Here is an 18852-nt window from a genome sequence, read left to right as displayed (position 1 = left end):
AATCGTGAATTCTTCCTTTTGTCGTCAATTAGAGAGAGTGGATTGCTCTTCGCAGTTGTTCGCCGGACAGAACCGATAGCCGAAGCCTCGTACCGTCTGAACCCAGCGAGGGCGAGCAGGATCGATCTCCAGTTTCTTGCGTAGATTGCTGATGTGAACCATAAGCGTGCGCGTATCGCCCATGCTGTCCGACTGCCAGACGCGCCGGTATAGCTCTTCCAACGGGAATACCCGGTTCGGTTGGCGGGCGAGAACGCTGAGCAGTTCGAACTCCTTGGCGGACAAGGCGATAGGCTCGCCTTCCATGCGTACTTCCAAGCCTCGGAAGTCGATTTCCAAGCCCGGGAAGTTCAGGGATACGACTTGCTCCTCGGTCGAAGTCCGCTCGCGCGTCCTGCGCCTCCGAATATGGGCTTGTATGCGGGCGACGAGTTGGCTCGGGCTGAACGGCTTCGTAATATAGTCGTCACCGCCTTCGGAAAGCCCGCGGATAATGTCGCGATCCTCCGATTTGCAGCTGAGGAATAGGATCGGCACGTCGGCGCAGGCTCCCTTGCGCAGATCGCGACATACTTCGATACCGTCCATACGCCCGAGATTGACGTCCAGAACGATAAGATCGGGTACTAGAGATTCCGCGATCCGCAACGCGTCCGTCCCGTTATCCGACGTATAAACGGTGAAATCTTCACGTTCCAGGAAGAGAGTAATCAACTCTGTAATCTCGCGCTCGTCGTCGATCACGAGGATGGAACCTTCCGAACTCTTCATGGTTTACCTCCCCTAATTGAAGAGTGTTGATGACTTATTATAACGAAAGCGTTGACGAGTAATCAATGCACCGTTACAATGACGTTCGAATACTTATCTCATCGAACATACGATTGAGCGGGGGAGAGGCTGAGTGCGGCCTACTAAAGCAACTGCGCCGAGGCGTCGGCGCAGCGGATCGGTCGTCGCCATCATGGCGCTTGTATTCGTCGCAATCACGCTGAGCGGTTGTTCCAATATAATAAGCTCCGACAAGCCCGTTAAGCCAATGCCGAAGGCGAGCGACGGGCAAATCGATCTCACGGACTGGTCTTGGACGGAGGATGGCGTTATTCCGCTCGACGGGGAATGGAGCTTCGATTGGTTCCGGTCCACCACCGGCAATGAAGCTGCGGAGCCGATTCCGACGACGCTGGAAGTGCCGGGAACATGGGGCAACGTTCGGGCTGGAAACGGCATGTCGCTCGTCGACCAAGGTTACGGCGTCTATCGATTAACGATTCTCCATCGCGCGCAGCGAGATATGATGGCGATCCGGTTGCCTAATATATCTACCGCGTACGAGCTGTTCATCGACGGCAATTCGGTGCTGTCGCGAGGTCGCCCGGGGCTATCCGCAGGCATAAGCGCGCCGCGCCAATTGCCGGCCACGGTTTATTTCAATGCCCGCGATACTCGAACCGATATCCAGTTGACCGTGTCGAACTTCGATCATCGCCGGGGCGGTATACGGACGGAAATCGTACTCGGGGATTCGGACCATATTCAAAGCTTACATACAAGGAAAGTGGCTCAGGAGCTCATCGTATTAGGTTGTTTGATCATGATCGGATTTTATCACCTAGGTTTGTTCCTTCTGCGGCGCCAAGAAATCGCGAATTTAATGTTCGCCTTGCTGTGCTTGTTCGTAGGGATGCGAACGGGGTTGATCGGCGAAGGGTTTATCGTGCAATGGCTCGAGCCGCTTAACTGGACATCCGCGATCCGATTGGAGTATATCGCGTTCGTGATGAGCGGATGGTCGGGCTTTGGCTATTTCCGTGCAATGTATCCGGGAGAGATTAAGCGAGTCTGGTTCAGAATATCTAGCGTCTGCGCGGCCTTGCTGATTGCCTGCGTTATTGTTGTTAAGCCGTTGCATTTCACCTCGTGGATATTGGCCTTTCAAACGTATGTATTGTTTTTCAGCGCGGTCGTTCTCGCGGGACTGGTCGTGTCCGCAAGGCGGAGCCGCGAAGGAGCGAGATTGGCGCTGATCGGAGTAGCGGGCCTTGTATTGACGGTCGTCAACGACATGTTGTTCTATAACGGATGGTGGCGTTCCATCGATCTCGTGCCGTTCGGATTGCTCTTCTTGATCGTCATGAATTCGTTTATTATTTCCTTGAGATTCTCGATGACTTACGAACGAGCGGAACGGATGTCGACCGAATTAATCGGGTGGAACAGTTCATTGGAGGAAAAAATCGCGGAACGGACGGAGGAGCTTCAGCGCTCGAATGCCACTTTGGCGGACGCTAAGCTGGATTTGGAGAGGATGGAGCAATCCCGTACGCAACTCGTTAGCAATATCTCCCATGACCTTAGAACGCCGATTACGCTGTTGCAGGGCTATCTGGAAGCGTTAAGGGATAACGTAATCTCCGAACCTGCTCAGAGAGATTATACGATTCGCTCGATGTTATCTAAGGTCGAGGGACTGAATTCCCTCATTCAGGACTTATTCGAATTATCGGTTCTGGAGGCCAGAAAAGTCGAATTGTCCATGGAGGATATTCCGCTTGCCGGATGGAAAGAAAGATTAACGGAGCAATACGGGCTGGAGATGGAAACGAAAGGCATTTCTTTCGTATGTACGCTTAGCGATGACTGCCCCGAGGATCTGAAAGTCGTTATCGACATACGGAGGATGGACCGGGTGTTCGCCAATCTGCTCTATAACGCGCTACGTTATACGCCGGATGGCGGAGCGATCAGGATCTCGATGAAAGCGTCGGCGGATACAAGGGAAGTCGAAGTGACCGTGACGGATAGCGGAGCGGGCATCGCGTCGGAAGATTTGCCTTATATCTTCGATCGCTTCTACAAGAAAGACAAGTCGCGCCATTCTTCCTCGGGAGGAAGCGGTTTAGGCCTGTCGATCGCCAAAGAGATCGTCGAATTGCACGGCGGACGCATAACCGCTCACAATCCGCCCGACGGAGGCTGCGAATTCCGAATCGTGCTTCCGACCGCATCCTAACCAGTAGAGCCCGCTGACGCTACACGCTTCCGTCTACCCGGTGATCTTGGCGCATAAGATCGGTCATGAGATGAATCGATTTCTTCCTTTGCTCCTGGCTCATGAGCTGGAACAAGGTCAGAATTTCCCGGGTATCCGGCGAGACGCTATGATCGGGCGTAGATTTGGATGAGCTGCCGCCGATAATATAATCGAGCGACACGTCGAAATAGGCCGACAGTTTGATTAACGTCTCGTATACGGGTTGCCTATTATTAATCTCGTAATGGCTATAAGCCGAACGGGTAATACCGATATGTCTGGCGACTTCCTCCTGTGAGATCTTTCGGCGAAGCCGCAACTCCCGCAGTCGTTCTCCCATTCTCATATGGAATAGCTCCTTGACACCTGATAAACGTTCTATTAGTAATTTATGATACAAAATGTATCGTGTCAATAGGTGGGGAAGCGTTTTCCTACAATTCTGTTTATAATCAAATAAAATGTTGCAATTAATAGATACATAATGTATCTTCTCATGAGGAGGTGAGCGGATGAAAGTTCATATTCTAAGCGTAAAAGCGAGCCAAGACGAAGAATCCGGATACGTTGGAATCGTGCAATTCGAGGTCGAGAATCATAAGCAGCCTTACGAGGTCACGATCCAAAGCAACAACGGCAGGAACAATTGGAGCTATGCTCTGAATTTCAGTAATCAACCCGGTAGCGAAGAGGAGATTCAAGCGGTAGACGAACTGCTGGAAGAAGACGACGCTTTCTTCGAGCAATTCGTAATCGCGGCCAAAGCCCAATATCAATAAGCGATACATAGATGATGAGCCATGCAACGAAGATCGTAATCGATCCCGCGGCATGGCTCTTCTGCTTCTATTGCTTATTAGCTAATCTATGTCCTCGTAGTCGATCTCGAGGAAGCGTTCGACTTCCGTCTCCCATCGCTCGGCGACGAAGCTCCGGTGCAACGGATGGACATTATAGGCCTCGTAGTCGTCCGCGTTCGCGAACTCCATGGAGAATCCGAAAGCGTAATCGTTTTTCGGACTGCTCTGCCGATAAACTTTGAAATGGCGAACGACGGGTATTGATGAAAGGATGGAGCGCCCGTCCGCCAAAAATTTGATTTCCTCGTCGGATCCTTTCGGATGCTTCAGATTAAAGATTACGGAATGTATGATCGATTGCTTGCCCACGGAAAGTGCCTCCTTCATATTATCAGTCTTCACTAGGAGTATAGGCTATTTACGAGAAAAATTGAAATGAACCGATCCGAAGCTCGCCTTTAAGAACGAGACAAAGGCTCTCCGTTCCTTCATGGAGCTCTGCGCGGCAGGAAACCGTATGCCACCCGGATTCCTTGTTTAGGAGCTCGCAACTGCCCACAAGAGGCCCCGTCGGACTTCCGCGCCGAATCTCTATGCAGGCTCCGTATTTACCCGATACCCTTGCATTAAAGGAAGTTACTCCTGATCCGTAGGCAACGTCGTCGAACCGGATCCATGCAGTCGGCGCCACTGCGATGACGCTGCTGCCGCCTTCGGTGTTCTCGCCGATAATTACGCCTTCGTAGTCGTCGTAATTGATCGCTTTGATGGTAGCTTGCGGATTGCGTGCGGGCACCTGTTCGCCTTCTACCGCAATCGTACCCGTTAACCGGATATCGGAAGAGGAAGCGCCGATCCAGACGTGACAATTTCCTTGCTCCAAACAGAAACGCTCCCGCGTTACATCCCAGAAGGTCAAGTCGGTTGCCCGCAACTGAAATTCGACGATAGCGGATTCTCCCGCCGATAAGCTAATTCGGCGGAAAGCTTGTAACTGCCGTAAAGGACGTTTCACGCGTGAACCTTCAACATGAGTATACAGTTGGACTACTTCTTCGCCGGTTATCGTGCCCGTATTCCTTACGCGAAGCTTCGCCTTTACGGTCCCGCTCTCGGCAATTCGATCTGCATCCAGTTGGAATTCATCATACTCGAACGAAGCATAGGAAAGGCCGTGGCCGAAAGGGTAGAGCGGTTTGCCTGTGAAATACTGGTAGGTGCGCTCGCTCTTGATGATGTCGTAATCCATGAATTCGCCAAGCTGATCGACGGAAGAATACCAAGTCATGTTCAACTTTCCGGCAGGATTGTACTTTCCGAACAGGACGTCCGCTAGAGCGGTTCCGATTTCGTGTCCGGCATGGGAACAATAAAGGACGGCGGGAATATGCTCGTCTACCCAAGGGATGGCGAAAGGATAGCTGCCTACGATAACGACGATCGTATTCGGATTCGCCGCGTAGACCTCCTTGATCAGGCGTTCTTGGGATTCGGCGAGCGTAAGATCAGGTCGGTCGATCGTTTCTTTGCCGTTAATAAGCGGGTGATTGCCGACGAACACGACGGCGACTTCCGATTCGCGGGCAGCGTCGACCGCGTCGCGAATTCCGTCTTCGACTTTCTCGAATTCGAAGCCGTCCGCGTCGCGAGGAGAGCCGTCTTGCACGGACAATTCCCCCGACATTTTATCGACGCGGATAGGCCGATCGTTCCACGTCGTGATCGCGGCCCCGCCCTGATCATGCCTGACATGGAACATTTCCTTAGTAAACCACTCCCAGATATGCTCCGAGGAGGCGGTCACGCGTTCGTCGTCCGTCGTAAGATAGCGACCATTGGAGCTTGAAATCAACGTATGTCCGTTCCAGCCCCAATCGGTCACCTCGAAAGTTTCCGCTTCGTCCGCGATCGATTTGTCCGCAACAAGCGTCCGTTTCTCATCGGCGGATAAACCCACGTAATTTCCGCTCGCTTTCGCTTTCAATTTGACGTGATCGCAACCGCTGGCGAATCGGACGGATTGACCGGAAGCCGACAACTGCTTCATAATGCCTTCAAGCGGAGTAATCGCGTACGGTAATGTTCCGCTGTACCAGTCGCGATACACTTTGCCCCCGAGCGGTCCGATGACCGCAACTTTGCTCAATTTATCCGCTTGTAGTGGGAGGGAGCCGTCATTTTTCAGAAGGACGACGCTCTTGCGGACGGCTTCGAGCGAAAGCTGGACATGTTCGGGCTTCAGGATGACGGATTCGTCGATGGAAGCGTAGGGATTACGTTCGTCCGGATCGAATTCGCCGAGACGGAAGCGAACGCGGAACGTATTCCTAAGCGCGCGGTCGAGATCCGACTCCGTCAGCATTCTCTCCGCGAGCGCATCGCGAATAGCTTGTTTCGAGATGTCGTGATCGTCGGTAATGCTGTCTACTCCTGCTTTGATCGTTAAGGCGACCGCTTCTTTGTAAGTATCGACGTATTTATGATCGTTCACTGTGCCAAGAACGTCCCCGGCATCGCTGACGACGAATCCGTCCATGCCCCATTCCTGCTTCACGATCGTATTTACGTCCGTATTCAAGTTCGCGGGGACGCCGTTCGCGGAATTGTAGGCGGTCATCATCGACTTGGCCCCGCCTTCCTTGAACGGAATTTCGAACGCCTTCAAATAATACTCTTTCATGTTGCGAGGATCGATACTGACCGAGCAATCGCCCCGGTTGATCTCGTTGTTATTTCCTATGAAGTGCTTCAACGAAGCTACGGCTTTCAAGTAAAAAGGGTCGTCGCCTTGCAGGCCGCGAACGAGAGCGGAGGAGAGTTTGCCCGTCAGATGCGGATCTTCCCCGTACGCTTCTTCCGTGCGGCCCCAGCGCGGATCGCGTTCCATATCGACGGTCGGCGCCCAGAGAGTTAATCCGTTGATCGCCGGATTACGCTTATAGAAGCCCCGCGCTTCGTCCCCGATCGCGCTGCCGATACGTTGCAGTAGCTCCGTATCCCAAGTGCACGCGAGCCCGATGGGCTGAGGGAAGCTTGTCGCTTCGCCAAGCCAAGCCATGCCGTGCGCCGCTTCGGTTCCGTGCTTATACGGCTTGATGCCGAGGCGGGGAATTTCATCTTGGTATTGGCACATGAGGTTGATTTTCTCGTCCAGCGTCAAGCGCGATACGAGATCTTCGACTCTTTGATCTAATGGAAGATCTGGATTTTGGAATGGATATTCGTGTTTTTCCGACATGCGATCAGCTCCCGATTGAACGATTGACGGCATGGCGAATAGCCGCGCCGCTGTTTTTAACGATTTTAACATGCGGGGAACATCGAAAATACCGGGCAAATTGGCGCAATAATCCGTTCATAATTAGTTGTCGAAAATATTTACAAGGCGGACAATAAAGCTTAATGTAGTTTATTGATCGGGAATTCTCGTAACGGAAGGGGGCTGCTTCATGCTATTTCGCGCGCTGAACGACATGAAACTGCGGACGAAGCTGTTCCTGTCTTTTATCGTCGTCGTTTTCATACCGGTACTTGTCGTCGGCATTCTGCTGACGAACGAATTACGCAATATGGCGCTCGGAAACGCGACGGATCAGACGTTAACGAACGTCCAACGCGTTAAAGCGCGTACCGCGGAGCTCATGAATGTCGCTATCGACAGCGCTTACAGGTTGGCTAACGACGAACGTCTCGGAGCCGTCGCCACGCGCAAATACGAAAACATCTACGATCTCGTTCAAGCCTACCGTGACTATACGGACTTTAAGGAAAACCGCAGGTTATACAAGGAAGTATCGAATATTCGTTTCTATATGGACAATCCGACGCTGCTCGACAACTGGGAATTCGTCCAGCCCGAGCAGGCGATCGTTCAATCCGCTTGGTATCAGAAAGCGCTTAACAGCACGAACGGCATGATCAGCTGGTACTATCTGGAGGATGATAGGGACCACAAAAAATATTTGAGCCTCGTACGCAAAGTCAACTTCCCCGAGCAAGGATCGAACGGCGTTCTGTCGATCAACCTGAACATGGAAATGTTAAATAGCATCTTAAGCCAAGAATCGTTCGAGACGATGATCGTAGACGATTCCAATACGATCGTGGCCGCGAACCGTTCGGGTATGGTCGGCAAAACGATGGCGGACGTCGACTTCCAGAAAGACGTCATTATGGAACAGGGGGGATCATTCGACGCGTACGTGGACGGGAACGAGTCGCGCGTGCTGATCGAGCCCATAATGCCTCAATCCAGCATGAACGCGTTGCGGATCATATCCGTATTTTCCATCGCTTCGATCGTGAAGGACGCGAATCGGATCAACGTTCTGGCTCTTATGGTCATTTCGGCTAGTTTGGTGCTCGCCATTATCCTCATTTACGCCGTGGCGACGATTTTGTCCAAGCGGATGCTTCGTCTGAGCAAGCATATATCCAAAGTGGCCACGGGAAATCTCGATATCGCCTTAAAGATCGACGGCAAAGACGAAATCGGCCAGCTGTCGAGACAGTTCAACGCGATGGTTGCGAGCATTAACGGCTTGGTGGCGGAAGTCCAGGAGTCCAACCGCCAGAAAAACCTGCTCGAATCTAAGCAGAACGAGATTAAACTGAAGATGATGGCCAGTCAGATCAATCCTCACTTTCTCTTCAACGCGCTGGAATCGATTCGGATGAAAGCGCATTTGAAGGGGGAGAAGGAAATCTCCCAGGTCGTGCGCCTGCTGGGCAAGCTTATGCGCAGGAATATCGAAATCGGAACGGGAATGACGAAGCTATCGAGCGAGATCGATATCGTACGTTGTTATTTGGACATTCAGAAATTCCGTTACGAAGATCGGCTTCAATATTCGCTGCTTATCGATCCTCGAGCGGGCGATACGAACATTCCGCCGCTGATCATTCAGCCTCTCGTGGAGAATGCCGTCATTCACGGATTGGAGAACAAAACCGAAGGCGGCATCGTGTACGTGAAAGCGGAAATGGACGGTAATCTGATCCGCGTTGACGTATTCGATAACGGAGAAGGGATGTCGGCCGACAAAATCGCGCAATTGACGACTTCGATGAACGAAACGGAGGACGACGAGAACAATCGGATCGGTCTGCGCAACGTTCATTTGCGCCTTCAGTTGACCTTCGGCAGCGAGCATGGACTAGTTTTCAAGAGCGAGCCGGGCGTCGGAACCCATATTACATTCACGATACCGCTTGGAGGGGAATTCCATGTATAGAGTATTGCTCGTCGACGATGAACCTACGATTCGCGAAGGGCTGAGTACGCTTATACCTTGGCAGGAATTGGGCTACGAGGTTATCGACATGGCGGCGAACGGCCAGGAAGCATTGCAGAAGTGCAACCAATTGCGTCCCGATCTGTTGATCGTCGATATCCGGATGCCCGGCATGACCGGCTTGGAGCTGATCCGCCAAATTCGCGGCTTGGAGCTTGACATGCGCGTGCTGATCTTAAGCGGTTATGCCGATTTCGAATACGCCAAACAAGCGATCTCGTACCGCATCGACGGCTATTTGCTCAAGCCCGTAGACGAGGACGAACTGATCGGATATTTGGATCAACTACGGTCCGAGATGGATTCGGCGCGGTTCGACAAAGTCAATCGGCAAGACGAACCCGAGCTCCGGCTGGATTCTCTGCTGGCTGCTTTTTTGTCCGGAGAGCAGTTGCCGTCTGCCGCTTACGCGCAATTGGAACGGAAATTGCAATGGGACTCATTCGAAGTGATGCTCATTAAGCCCGTCACGAGCAACGAGATGGTGCCAGCGCTTCACACATTAATCAAACATAAGCTCACCGAGTTGTTCGACAACCGCGATAGGGGAGCCGCGTTCTCTATGCCGCCTTATGTCGGCGTTCTCTTGAAAGGAGCTCTCGGGGACGAGAAGCAGCGCAGAAGCTTGTACAAGGAAATATGGGATTCGTGCGAGCAGCCCGTGATCGATATATTCGCTGTGTCGGGAGGCGAAGCGGGGCGGTTGGAAGAGATAGCCGTTTCTTACGAGATCGCTCTCGATCGGATACAAAATCGTTTTTTTCTGGAGAAAGGCACGATCTCCCGGGCGGATCGCGAAACGGCGACGCATGTACGGGAGGATGACGCGGATTCGCTGGATGAACTGTTCGCGGACGCGGCGGGAACGCTGTATTTAGCGCTTGAAGTGGGTAATTCGGACTCGGTGAGGCGTTTTATTCAGCATGCGGCCGAGGAAATGGTACGCAAGGGCAGCACGGAAGAGGAGATTAAGACCCGGTTCGTGCAACTGTTTTCCACCGTCTTGGACAAGCTCACGCGCGACCGCTCGGAGATGCACAGCATCGAGCTGCGGGCGAGCATGGTGGAAATCTATAAGGAAACCCGCTATTTAGCGCTAATCGACCGCTTGTCCGCGATCGCGGAGGGAATGGCGGGAACGGTGGACAACGGAGGCTCCGACACGCTGATCAAGCGCGTGCTGGATTTCATTCATCGTAATTACGCCGAGAATCTGAAGCTTGAGAAGCTGGCGGAATTATTCAATTACAATAGCGCGTATTTAGGCAAACTGTTCAAACAAGTGACCGGAGAGCATTTTAATACGTATCTCGATAAAGTCAGGATGGAACAAGCGAAACTATTGATTGAGCAAGGTTTAAAAGTGTACCAAGTGGCGGAGAAAGTCGGGTACGCCAACGTCGATTATTTCCACATCAAATTCCGCAAATACGTGGGCACGTCGCCGACGGGTTACAAAAAATCGTGATCATCGGACATATTTGCTACGCTTGCTTCCTGAAAGGGAAATGCAAGCGTTTTTTTACGCTAATTTTTATATGATTTTGTGCCAAATCCTTTGGGTAGTCCATCCCGGGGTCATTCCGATATGATTGAATCATGAAGCAGGAGGGATTCCATGAAAGCGGTCACCGCAACTATGAACACCAAAGAGCGCTCCCGTACCGGCCGATTCTGGACGACATTCATCCGCAACAAATATTTATACCTAATGTCGTTGCCTTTCGTTCTGTGGGTGTTCGTTTTCAGCTATTACCCTTTGTGGGGCTGGTTGATGGCGTTTCAGAAATTCAAACCTAACGGCCAATCGGTTTTTCATCAAAAATGGGTCGGATTCGACCAGTTCAAGACGTTGTTTCACGACGAGGTGTTCTACCAAGTTTTGCGCAACACGTTAGCCATGAGCATCATGGGACTGATCTCCGGTTTCGTCGTGGCGATTATGTTCGCCTTGTTGCTCAACGAAATTCGCCAAATGTTCTTCAAGAGATTCGTGCAGACGATTTCCTATTTGCCTCACTTCGTATCCTGGGCCGTAGCGACGAGCATCATCACGAGAATGCTCTCGAGCGACAACGGAGTCGTGAACGACATTTTGATGGGTTTGGGTTTTATCCACGAGCCGATCCAATTCATGGGTAAAGGCAATTTGTTCTGGGGAATCGTAACGGTATCCGATTTGTGGAAGGAAACGGGTTGGAGCGCGATCATTTATTTGGCCGCGATAGCCGGTATCGGACCCGAACTGTACGAAGCGGCCAAGGTCGACGGAGCCGGACGAATCAAGCAGATCTGGCACATCACGTTGCCGGGCATTCGCTCCACGATCATGATTTTGCTCATTTTATCCATCGGTCACTTAATCAACAACGGTTTCGAGAAACAGTTCTTGCTAGGCAACAATCTCGTTCGGGATTATTCGCAGGTACTGGATCTGTACTCCTTGCAATATGGACTCCAAATGAGCCGTTATTCGTTCGGAACCGCCGTAAATATCTTCAGTTCGGTCGTCAGCCTTCTTCTGCTGTTCACCGCCAACGGACTGTTCAAGCGGATTACGAAAGAGAGCGTCATCTAAGGAGGTGCCACATTGACAACGATTCGCTTGCGCAGAAAAACTCCCGTATCCGACCGCGTCTTCGATATCGCGATCGCAATCGTCATGATTCTGGTTACAGTGGCGACGCTGTACCCGTTCCTAAACGTGCTGGCGTTGTCGTTCAACGATTCTACGGATAGCGTCCGCGGAGGGATTACGATATTCCCTCGAGAGTTTACCTTAAAAAACTATCAAATCATTTTTTCCTTCAGCGGATTGGTCACCGGATTCAAAATCTCGGTGTTGCGTACGGTCGTCGGTACGATACTTGGCTTGATCAGCGCATCTATGCTGGCATTCACGCTTGCTCGGCCGGATTTCCAAGGACGCCGTTTCGTTTCTGTGTACTTGGCGATTACGATGTACGTCTCCGCCGGCATCATTCCGACGTATCTCCTCATCAAAGATTTGCACATGATGGGCACGTTCGCCGTATACGTTCTTCCGGGTTTAGTAAGCGCGTTTAACGTTTTTGTCATCCGATCGTTCATCGACGGCATTCCTTTCGCCTTGCAAGAGTCGGCGAAAATAGACGGCGCGAACGACTTTAAAATCTTTTGGCGGATCATCTTGCCGATGACGACGCCGGCGCTGGCGACGATCGCATTGTTCCTTGCCGTTGGGCAGTGGAACTCGTGGTTCGATACGTACCTGTACAACGCCACGAGCGATCATCTGACGACGCTGCAATACGAGCTTATGAAAGTGCTGCAAAGCACGACGACGGGCAATAACGGCGATTATCGCTCGACGAATATGACCCAAGCGATGGCTACGATATCTCCCGAATCCGTTAAAATGGCGATTACGATCGTCGTTACGGTGCCGATTCTTCTCGTATATCCGTTCCTTCAACGTTATTTCGTCAAAGGCATGACGCTCGGCGCCGTGAAAGGGTAGTCTCCCTTTCCCGGTTCGCCGGATACTTATCGGTATGTACGGGGCAACCCGCGATACGCATATAAGCTTCGATAGATAATAGGAGGGTTAAAAAATGGCAGCAAAGAAAAAATGGCCCGTCGTCCTGATGGCCACGACGCTGTTCGCCGGCGTGCTGGCGGGATGCGGAAGCAACAACAAGAACGACAATGCCAGTCCTACCGCTACGAGTACCGCCGGCAGCTCGCCGAGCAGCTCCGAAAGCGCAAGTCCTGAAGCGGTAAAACCGATCACGTTCTCCTTCTACAGCGAAGATCCGAACCCGAACTGGGCGAATATGCAAGACGAAACGGGAAAAGTCATTACGGAAAAAACGGGCGTCACGATCGACGCGGAATTCGCGGTCGGAGATCCGGTTCAGAAATCCGCGCTTATCGCTTCCAGCGGCAAATATCCGGATTTGATCGCCGCCAAGAACAGCATCAACAAATTCGTCGACGCGGGCGCCGTTATCGACTTGACGGACTTGATCGACCAATATGGCCCGAACATCAAAAAAGTATACGGCGATCAATTGAAACGTCTATACTACAGTAACGACGATCACGCGATTTACGTTTTGCCTACCGTTGCCGGCGTAGACCAGCATTATTTCGAAGCGGGCGGCGGATTCTCGTTGCAGCACCGCGTCGTGAAAGAGCTCGGCTATCCGAAAATGCGTACGGTGGAAGATTTTGAAAACGCTATTAAACAATATTTGGCGCTACATCCGACCGACGACAAGGGTAACAAAAACATCGGCATTTCCTTGAACGCTGACGATTGGCACATGTATATCTCCGTAACGAATCCGGCGTTCTTCGCGACCGGCGGACCGGACGACGGAGAATACAACATCGATGTCGATACGAACAAAGTGACGTACCACTTCCTGCGTCCGGCGGAAAAAGATTACTTCAAATGGCTTAACCACATGAACGCGGAAGGCTTGCTCGACAAAGAAAGCTTCGTTCAGAAATACGACCAATACAAAGCGAAAGTGGCTTCCGGCCGCGTGCTTGGATTGATCGACCAATTGTGGGATTACGCGGACGGCGAGAAAGCGCTGAAAGCGGAAGGCAAGATGGAATATGCTTACGGCCATTATCCGATTACGCTCAACGAATCGTTCAAAGAAACTTCATTCTGGCCGACTGGCTTCATGGCGGGTAACGGCATCGCGATTTCCAAGACAAATCCGGATCCGGTCGCGGCGATCAAATTCCTCGACTATCTGGCGTCCGACGAAGGCCAAGTGCTGTTGAACTGGGGTATCGAAGGCAAGCATTACACGGTCGAGAACGGCAAACGCGTCATGATACCTGAAGTGAACAATCGCCGCGTCAACGACGCGACGAACTTCGCAAAAGAAACGGGTATCGGGTTCTACAACACGATGGGTCCTCACTACGGCGACGGAGTGAAAGATCCGACGGACAACTATTACACGCTGAAGTTCCCGGAGCAATTGACTACGGATTACAGCGACGTGGAAAAAGAAGTATTGAAGGGATACGGCGCGACGATCTGGAAAGACTTGTTCCCTAAAGAAGAAGAATTCAAGATCAAACCGTGGGGAGCGGCATGGAACATTCCGATCCCAAGCGACAGCGACATAACGGTTCTCGACGAGAAGCTGAAAAACATCACTTGGAAAATGATTCCGAAAGCGATTCTGGCGAAGCCGGAGCAATTCGACGGCATCTGGGACGATTACGTCGCCCAGTTGGAAAAAGCCGGCGTTCACAAAGCGGAAGAACTTCGCGGCCAGCTCGTGGCGGATCGCGTCAAGCTCTGGAACGACTAAGCTTAGTTCGGATAAAGATTCGAGGCATTCATACAAGAGGAACAGAGTCCGGCATAGCCGGACTCTGTTTGCGATAACGGAGGGTTAGATCCATGACAAGGATAAGAGGGATCGAAGAAGAGAGAAACGGACAGGAATGGAAGCTGTGGTATCAGAAGCCCGCATCGGTATGGGAAGAGGCGCTTCCGATCGGCAACGGACGTCTAGGCGGGATGGTGTTCGGAGGCACGGACGTCGAAAGGCTCGCGCTTAACGAAGATACGCTATGGGCCGGATTTCCGCGAGACGGTATGAACTACGAAGCGAGACGACATCTCGCCGAGGCTCGGAAGCTAATATTCGACGGGCGGAACGCGGAAGCGCAACGGCTGATCGAGGCGAAAATGCTCGGGAGAGATTGCGAGCCGTATTTGCCTCTCGGCACTCTGACGCTCGATTGGGGGCGCGTCTCGGGGAACGCCGAAGCTATTCGGGATTACAGGCGAGCGTTAACGTTGGACGACGGAATCGCTACGGTAGTCTATCGGACTGGCGACATTTCCCTGCGCGGCGAATATTTCGCGAGCGCACCGGATCAAGCGATATTCGTCCGATATTTCGCTGAGGAAGGAAGCTTGGATGTCGATCTCGGTTTTGAATCGCCGCTTAGACATACCGTGGAAGCGGATGGGGATACGCTAATCTTGAAGGGCAGGGCGCCTAGTCATATTTCCGACAATTACCGCGGAGATCATCCGGCATCCGTGCTATACGAGACGGGTCTAGGATTGCCTTATGAAGCACGGGTATTGATCGATACGGACGGGCTCGTGCATGCGACGAAAAACGGAAAACTCGAGATTCGAAAAGCTAAGATGTTAACGATTTACGTCGCCGCTGCCACGGGGTTTACGGGTTATGACGCGACGCCTGACGAAGAGGGCATATCGGAAAGATGCCGGAAGTTATTATCGGCCGCGTCGGTTACCGGCTACGAGCGCGCGAGAAGCCGGCATTTGCAGGATCATCGACAATTGTTTCGTCGCGTCGATCTTAGACTTGAGGGAGACGCGGAAATCTCGGAAGCCGCAGTTAGGGTTGAGGAGAAGCCAACGGATGAGCGGTTGAACGCTTATCGTCAGACGAAGAAGGATCCGGCGCTTGAGGCGCTATATTTTCAATACGGGCGATATTTGCTCATGGCTAGCTCGCGTCCGGGAACTCAGCCGGCGAACCTACAAGGCATATGGAATCCCCATGTGCAACCGCCTTGGAATAGCGACTATACGGTGAATATCAATACGCAGATGAATTATTGGCCTGCGGAAGTCGCTAATCTAAGCGAATGCCATGATCCTCTGTTCGATATGCTGCAAGACTTGAGCAATAGCGGCAGGCGTACGGCGGAAATTCACTATGGCTGCAGGGGATGGACGACCCATCATAATGTCGATCTATGGAGAATGAGCACGCCGACGGGAGGCAGCGCCTGTTGGGCGTTCTGGCCATTGGGCGGAGCATGGCTTGTTCGGCATCTGTGGGATCGTTACTTGTTCTCTCTCGATGTAAGCTTCTTGCGGGAGCGCGCTTTTCCGATCATGAAAGGAGCCGCGTTGTTCTGTCTCGATTGGTTAACCGTATTGCCGGACGGGACGTTAGTTACGAACCCCTCGACTTCTCCGGAAAACGCGTTCCTGCTCGCGAACGGAGAGTCGTGCAACGTTACTGTCGCCTCGACGATGGACATCGCCATTATCCGGGAGTTGTTCACGAATACGCTTGAAGCGATTCGTGCTATCGGCGGGGAAGAGGAAGATGCGTTAAGGGACGAGCTTAGCGAAGCGATCGTCAAGCTGCCGGATTGTCGGATCGGCCGCCACGGACAAATCCAAGAGTGGCTGGAAGACTACGAAGAGGCGGAGCCCGGTCATCGGCATATCTCGCATTTATACGGTCTTCATCCCGGAGTCCAGATTCACGATGAGACGCCCGAGCTGCTTCGGGCAGCGGCGGTTACGTTGGAACGCCGTCTCGCTCATGGCGGAGGACATACCGGCTGGAGCTGCGCATGGCTAATCAATCAGTTCGCTCGGCTTAAGGACTCGAGCCAAGCGCATGTTATGGTACAAACCCTGTTAGCTAACTCAACCTATCCGAATTTGTTCGATGCGCATCCGCCGTTCCAGATCGATGGTAACTTCGGCGGGACGGCAGGCATCTCGGAAATGCTGTTGCAAAGTCACCATAACCGTATCGAGTTGTTGCCTGCGTTGCCGATGGCATGGCGATCGGGTTGGATAAGCGGTTTGAAAGCGCGAGGCGGGTTCTCGATAAACCTGTCATGGAAAGACGGACGGTTGACCGAAGCAGCCGTAACGTCCGCGCACGGGGCTAATTGCCGCATCAAATATGCGTATGGTGAATGGTGCGTAAAAAACGAACAGGGAGCCGATGTTGCGGTAAGTCCGGAAGGAGATTTCGAAACGTCTGCGAGTAGCCGCTATTTCATCAGGGTGACGCGATAATAGGTTGCGGATCGTAATGGTTGCTCGTCGCAACATTTCCTCTAGCTGATTCGTCTTACAAATTATAACAATCAGCTAGGGGGAGTTGCATGCGCCGGACGGTTTGTGGTCTTGGGATTGCAGTATTGTTCATCGGATTATGCTCGGGTTGCGGAAACGAGGAGAAAGAGAGCATTCGCGCGGAAAGCCGGATTTCCCCGAGAGAAGTGGATAAGCGAGTCGTCGAAGCCTCGAACCGCTTCGGGTTGGCCTTATTCGGCGATATGTCACGTAAGTCGCCCGATAGAAACGTATTCCTGTCGCCAATCAGCGTGTCCGCGGCATTGGCGCTTATGGCGAACGGTGCCTCGGGAACGACGGAATCGGAGCTGAAGTCGACGCTAGGCATAGAGAAGCTGACGAATGCGGAAGTCGGAAGCGATTACCGCGTTTTATTGGATAGGCTAACTTATCCCTCGGATGAGAAGGTGAGAAAGAACTTCGCCAGCTCATTATGGATGAGATCAGGCATGCCGTTTGATAAGGAATTCGTTCGCGGATCCCAAGTCGATTATGCCGCGGACACGTTCGCATTCGGGGACGATGACGAGGTTACGATCAAAAAAATGAACGATTGGGTCGAGAAGCACACGGGCGGGAAGATCAAAGAGGTGATGAAAGAAATAAACGGTAACGCCGTCCTTTATGTCCTTAATACGATCGATTTCGAGGGGGCGTGGATGGAGCCGTTCACTCCTGCTTCTACGAATCGCGCGAGGTTCCACGTAACGGGCAAAGCGGATGAAGATGTGTTCGTACAGATGATGTCGAAGGGCGGCATGTACGAGTACGCCAAGAAATCCGATTTCGAGGGAGTACGGATTCCGATCGGAAAGCAAGGCTCGGCTTATTTGGCCGTTCTTCTTCCGGACGAGAGCGTAGGCGCGTTAAGCAGACTGCAAGCGAAGCTGGCGGCCGAGCCCACGTTGTTAACCGAACCCTATGAGTGGAGACATGGAACGCTTGATTTGCCTAGGGTGTCGTTTAATTACTCCGAAAGTCTGAAAGAATCTTTGATGACGTTAGGAATGAAAGATGCGTTTGATCCCGATAAAGCGAACTTTAATCGAATCGTGCGGAACCCCGATAATCTCTTCATCGGCAAGATCGAACATTTCTCGTCGCTCGTCATAGACGAACAAGGCGTTCAAGCCGCGGCGGCGACGAAAATCGAAATGTTGACCGGTTCGGCTGAACCGCACGATTCCTTTCATATAACAATCGACCGGCCGTTCGTCGTAGCGATCGTGGATACGGAGACGAAAGCCGTCTTGTTCATCGGTACCGTTATTTCTCCGAATATGTCATCGAATAAATAACAAGACGCGGAATCCTCGCCATGGTGTAGGCGGATCCCGCGTCTTTTTATAAAATTTAATTACATCTATTGCATAGGTTCTCCGTTATCGAAGTTGAACTGCCAGCCGATTCCGTATTTGTCGGTAACGCTTCCGTAGCACTTGCTCCAGAACGTCTCTTGGAGCTCCATGCCGATCGTTCCGCCCTCTTTTAATTGATGGAAAGCGGCGCGTACTTCATCCTCGTTCTTGGAAGAGAACGAGAGGCTGATGTTATTGCCGGGAGTAAACGGCATGCCCGGGAACACATCCGAGAACATGACGTCGCTGCCGCCGATGTTCAGCCTGGCATGCATGATGAGTTTCTCGGTGCCTTCCGGGAGCGGGAATTCCGGGTTGGGCGGCATGTCGCCGAATGCAAGGACGTAAGGATTGTCGATTCCGAATACCTTCGCGTAGAACAAGACGACTTCCCGGCAATTGCCGTTGAAATTCAAATACGCATTGACTGCCATTCGTAACATCTCTCCTTGGATAAATAAGTATTTTCTTGTCCAAA

Annotated in this window: 14 protein-coding genes; 9 read left to right on the top strand and 5 right to left on the bottom strand. The window is 52.1% G+C overall.

Going from position 1 to position 18852, the window contains the following annotated elements; all coding sequences use genetic code 11:
• Positions 1-24: 24 nt before the first annotated feature.
• Complete coding sequence (locus D7Z26_RS03070) at positions 25-771, bottom strand: response regulator transcription factor (RefSeq protein ID WP_120974599.1); 747 nt, start codon at positions 769-771, stop codon at positions 25-27.
• Positions 772-904: 133 nt separating this feature from the next.
• Here D7Z26_RS03070 and D7Z26_RS03065 point away from each other — a divergent pair, with 133 nt between their 5' ends.
• Positions 905-3013, top strand: a complete 2109-nt coding sequence (locus D7Z26_RS03065) for a sensor histidine kinase (RefSeq protein WP_120974598.1) — start codon at positions 905-907, stop codon at positions 3011-3013.
• Positions 3014-3032: 19 nt separating this feature from the next.
• Here the strand turns inward: D7Z26_RS03065 and D7Z26_RS03060 are convergent, their stop codons facing one another.
• Positions 3033-3380 (bottom strand): helix-turn-helix domain-containing protein, encoded by a 348-nt coding sequence (locus D7Z26_RS03060; protein ID WP_120974597.1) that lies wholly within the window; start codon positions 3378-3380, stop codon positions 3033-3035.
• A gap of 166 nt (positions 3381-3546) precedes the next feature.
• On the opposite strand from D7Z26_RS03060, the gene D7Z26_RS03055 reads away from it, so the two are divergent.
• Positions 3547-3813: a hypothetical protein gene (locus D7Z26_RS03055; RefSeq protein ID WP_120974596.1), complete on the top strand. Its 267-nt coding sequence runs from the start codon at positions 3547-3549 to the stop codon at positions 3811-3813.
• 81 nt (positions 3814-3894) lie between these two features.
• On the opposite strand, the gene D7Z26_RS03050 is transcribed toward D7Z26_RS03055, so the two are convergent.
• Positions 3895-4203, bottom strand: a complete 309-nt coding sequence (locus tag D7Z26_RS03050; RefSeq protein ID WP_233566584.1) for a Dabb family protein — start codon at positions 4201-4203, stop codon at positions 3895-3897.
• Positions 4204-4252: 49 nt separating this feature from the next.
• Positions 4253-7072, bottom strand: coding sequence for a glycoside hydrolase family 3 protein (locus D7Z26_RS03045; RefSeq protein WP_120974594.1), 2820 nt, complete (start codon positions 7070-7072; stop codon positions 4253-4255).
• 211 nt (positions 7073-7283) lie between these two features.
• On the opposite strand from D7Z26_RS03045, the gene D7Z26_RS03040 reads away from it, so the two are divergent.
• The 7 genes from D7Z26_RS03040 (at position 7284) to D7Z26_RS03010 (ending at position 18314) form a co-directional block, all read left to right on the top strand.
• Positions 7284-9068: a sensor histidine kinase gene (locus tag D7Z26_RS03040; protein WP_120974593.1), complete on the top strand. Its 1785-nt coding sequence runs from the start codon at positions 7284-7286 to the stop codon at positions 9066-9068.
• Positions 9061-10596: a response regulator transcription factor gene (locus tag D7Z26_RS03035; RefSeq protein WP_120974592.1), complete on the top strand. Its 1536-nt coding sequence runs from the start codon at positions 9061-9063 to the stop codon at positions 10594-10596. The genes D7Z26_RS03040 and D7Z26_RS03035 overlap by 8 nt, the downstream gene beginning before the upstream one ends.
• 150 nt (positions 10597-10746) lie before the next feature.
• Positions 10747-11706, top strand: a complete 960-nt coding sequence (locus tag D7Z26_RS03030) for an ABC transporter permease (RefSeq protein ID WP_120974591.1) — start codon at positions 10747-10749, stop codon at positions 11704-11706.
• Between the two features lie 84 nt (positions 11707-11790).
• The gene (locus tag D7Z26_RS03025) at positions 11791-12627 is read left to right on the top strand and encodes a carbohydrate ABC transporter permease (protein ID WP_120975004.1); all 837 of its coding nucleotides are present in this window, start codon (positions 11791-11793) and stop codon (positions 12625-12627) included.
• A gap of 94 nt (positions 12628-12721) precedes the next feature.
• Entirely contained in the window at positions 12722-14452 is a 1731-nt protein-coding gene (locus D7Z26_RS03020) for an ABC transporter substrate-binding protein (RefSeq protein ID WP_120974590.1), read from the top strand.
• A 92-nt stretch (positions 14453-14544) separates the two neighbouring features.
• Positions 14545-16956, top strand: coding sequence for a glycoside hydrolase family 95 protein (locus tag D7Z26_RS03015; RefSeq protein WP_120974589.1), 2412 nt, complete (start codon positions 14545-14547; stop codon positions 16954-16956).
• An 89-nt stretch (positions 16957-17045) separates the two neighbouring features.
• On the top strand, positions 17046-18314 hold the full coding sequence (locus D7Z26_RS03010; RefSeq protein ID WP_120974588.1) for a serpin family protein: 1269 nt from the start codon (positions 17046-17048) through the stop codon (positions 18312-18314).
• 65 nt (positions 18315-18379) lie between these two features.
• Here D7Z26_RS03010 and D7Z26_RS03005 read toward each other — a convergent pair whose 3' ends face one another.
• A complete protein-coding gene (locus D7Z26_RS03005) occupies positions 18380-18808 on the bottom strand; it encodes a VOC family protein (protein WP_120974587.1) in 429 nt (142 codons plus the stop codon).
• Positions 18809-18852 lie beyond the last annotated feature (44 nt).

The organism is Cohnella endophytica (genome assembly GCF_003628305.1).
Taxonomy (GTDB): domain Bacteria; phylum Bacillota; class Bacilli; order Paenibacillales; family Paenibacillaceae; genus Cohnella; species Cohnella endophytica.
This window is presented reverse-complemented; position numbering and strand designations above follow the sequence as displayed.